At 40.2% G+C, this 1,657-nt stretch carries 1 protein-coding gene; it reads left to right on the forward strand.

The annotated features are described in order from the left end of the window. The first annotated feature begins 100 nt into the window (after positions 1–100). Positions 101–1,552, forward strand: coding sequence for an IS1182 family transposase (locus HWV58_RS24220; protein ID WP_175636576.1), 1,452 nt, complete (start codon positions 101–103; stop codon positions 1,550–1,552). Positions 1,553–1,657: the final 105 nt, after the last annotated feature.

Here is a 1,657-nt window from a genome sequence, read left to right on the forward strand (position 1 = left end):
GCACTGAAAAAGTCCCTTAATTCAAAAGGATAAAGGAGTAGAAAACTAGTTTTTCTGCTCCTTTTTTTGTATTTTAAAGGTGTATTATTACTGCTTTTAGATGCTGCTTCAACAACAAAAAATCCAGTTTAGCGAGTTTTCCAGGCTTTATGAGCTGATTGTTCCCAAAGAGAACCTACTGCGCAAGATTAACGAGCTTATAGATTTTGGTTTTATATACGATGAACTTCTGGATAAATACTGTCCGGACAACGGGCGTAACGCTGAGAGTCCTGTGCGGATGTTCAAATACCTGCTTTTGAAAACCATATATACCGTTTCGGATGTTGATGTCGTAGAGCGTTCCCGCTATGATATGTCCTTCAAATATTTCCTGGAGATGTCCCCAGAAGAAGACGTGATTAATTCAAGCTCATTGACCAAGTTCAGAAAGCTTCGTCTTAAGGATATGGACCTTTTAAACCTTCTGATTGGCAAAACCGTTTCCCTGGCATTGGAAAAAGGCATTATCAAATCTAGGTCCATCATTGTCGATGCGACGCATTCACTTTCCAGGTCCAATCCATATTCACCTATTGAAGTACTCAGGCAACGCTCGAGGTTACTTCGAAAAGCAGTATATCTAATGGATGATGATTTCAAGGGTCAGATGCCTGAGAAAAATGATTCAAATGATATCCTTAAAGAAATAGAGTACTGTAGCAAATTACAAAAACTTATCGAGTCTGATGAAACACTAAGAGAAATCCCTGCTGTGAAAGAGAAGCTGAACCTCTTAAAGGAAACAGTAGAAGATACTCGGGAGAATTATGCGATATCCAAAGATATGGATGCCAAGATTGGCCACAAAACAGCTGACAGTAGTTTTTTTGGTTACAAAACCCATTTGGCAATGACAGAGGAACGTATCATAACAGCTGCTGTTGTCACATCAGCTGAGAAGGGCGATGGTCCTGAACTGCCAAAATTATTGGATCAGACACAGTCTAACGGAATGGAGGTTGACACTGTCATAGGTGATGCAGCCTATGCCGGCAAGAAAAGCCTCAAGCTTAAGGATTTGAGCGGAAATAAGATCAAGATAGTTGCCAAGATGAACCCGGCAATTACCCAAGGTGCGAGGAAAGAGGAGGAAAAGTTTGATTATAATAAAGACGCGGATATGTTCGTATGTCCTGCAGGGCATCTGGCTATGTACAAACGGGTGCAGGGCAAAAAGGTAGACAGGAAGAACCAGGCGATGACCTATTATTTCGATATCGAAAAATGCAAAGTATGCCCGCTAAGGGATGGCTGCTACAAACCGGAAGCCAAAAGCAGGACGTACTCGGTTGCAATAAAACCAGATGAGCACAAAGAGCAGGAAATATTCCAACAAAGCGAGTACTTCAGGGAAAAGTCAAAACACAGATATAAAATTGAGGCGAAAAATAGTGAATTGAAAAATGTGCACGGATACGACAGAGCAAATTCCTATGGCCTTGAAAGTATGAAAATGCAAGGTGCACTTGCCATATTCGTGGTAAATCTAAAAAGAATACTAAAATTCTAAAACGGGATCATAATTGCTTAAAAATATCCCAAAAAGAACCACAAAACACTAAAATTTGGCAAGAGACCTTATTGGGTTGGGACCAGTAAAAATATAAAAACACTC

The sequence above is a fragment of the Pedobacter ghigonis genome, assembly GCF_903166585.1.
Taxonomy (GTDB): domain Bacteria; phylum Bacteroidota; class Bacteroidia; order Sphingobacteriales; family Sphingobacteriaceae; genus Pedobacter; species Pedobacter ghigonis.

What these genes read in the sequence shown, in the direction of transcription:
- HWV58_RS24220 (WP_175636576.1), top strand. Translation starts at nt 101, where the DNA reads ATGCTGCTTCAACAACAAAAAATCCAGTTTAGCGAGTTTTCCAGGCTT.